The organism is Paenarthrobacter nitroguajacolicus (assembly GCF_029952445.1).
Lineage (GTDB): Bacteria > Actinomycetota > Actinomycetes > Actinomycetales > Micrococcaceae > Arthrobacter > Arthrobacter nitroguajacolicus_B.
In genome coordinates this window covers 1-1,002 of sequence record NZ_JAQPPK010000068.1, presented here as the reverse complement: position 1 = coordinate 1,002, position 1,002 = coordinate 1, and the positions used below count along the sequence as shown (strand labels likewise).

Below are 1,002 nucleotides of genomic sequence, written 5' to 3'. Positions count from 1 at the left end.
CTAAGACCCACAGCGCCGATGGTACTGCACCCGGGAGGGTGTGGGAGAGTAGGACACCGCCGGACAACCATTAAAGGTGAGAGCCCCGACCACAGGTCGGGGCTCTCCCACTTTAACCACCAAACAACCCACGCTCCGGAAACCCCCGGCCGCGTCAGCGACCCCGGCCTGACGGTTCAATCCAGGCCCGCGGGGAATCCATAGGGAAACGGGCGAGCCCGTTCAGGAAGCAGTTGTCTTCGCGGCAGCCTTCGCTGCTTGCTTGCTGGCGCGAACCTTTACCAGGGAGTCCGGGTCCACGATGTCGGCTACGGACAGGTAGGAGCCATCTTGGCCATAGTGGCCGGCGGCCTCCTGCCACCCTTGAGCTGTGAGGCCGCACTGCTTGCCCAAAAGTGCCAGGAAGATTTTCGCTTTCTGCTCCCCATATCCAGGCAGGGCCTGGAGCCTGCGCAAGACCTCTGGGCCATCGGGATTCCCCCTCGTCCAGATCGCGGCCGCATCTCCGTCCCAGTCGTCATGCACCGTAGCTGCCAGCGCCTGGACCCTGCCTGCCATCGAGCCAGGGAAACGATGGACGGCCGGCCGCTCTTTGAAGAGCTCCACGAACCTGTCCGGATCTTGCTCCGCGACAACACCCGGTTCCAGGGTGCCAAGTCGCGTAAGGATTTTCTCCGGGCCGGCAAAAGCAGATTCCATAGTGACTTGCTGATCGAGCAGCATGCCCGTCAACAATGCGAAGGCGTCTTCGCTGAGTAGCTTGTCCGCGGCGGCATCGCCGGTGATGTGCAGTTCCATGCGTCCCATCCTCCCACCCGCTGGCAGCGTGGTCACGGTGGGATCCGACGGGGATTTGGTTGGGTTGGTGGGGGTTTTGGGGGTGTTGGGTGGTGGATTTGCGTTGGGGTTGTGGGGCGTGTATTGTTTTCTGAGTCGCCGGGTGCGAAACGGAAAGCCGGAAGGTGTGTACGGTTCGGTAGGCGGCCAAAAATAACTCTTCTT

General features: G+C 62.0%; 1 protein-coding gene. It reads right to left on the bottom strand.

Going from position 1 to position 1,002, the window contains the following annotated elements; translation table 11 throughout:
• Positions 1 to 222: 222 nt before the first annotated feature.
• Complete coding sequence (locus tag PJL15_RS22540) at positions 223 to 807, bottom strand: HhH-GPD-type base excision DNA repair protein (protein ID WP_281453353.1); 585 nt, start codon at positions 805 to 807, stop codon at positions 223 to 225.
• Positions 808 to 1,002: the final 195 nt, after the last annotated feature.

Excerpts from the sequence above, each read along its gene's own strand:
- PJL15_RS22540 (WP_281453353.1), bottom strand. The coding sequence starts at position 807 with ATGGGACGCATGGAACTGCACATCACCGGCGATGCCGCCGCGGACAAG.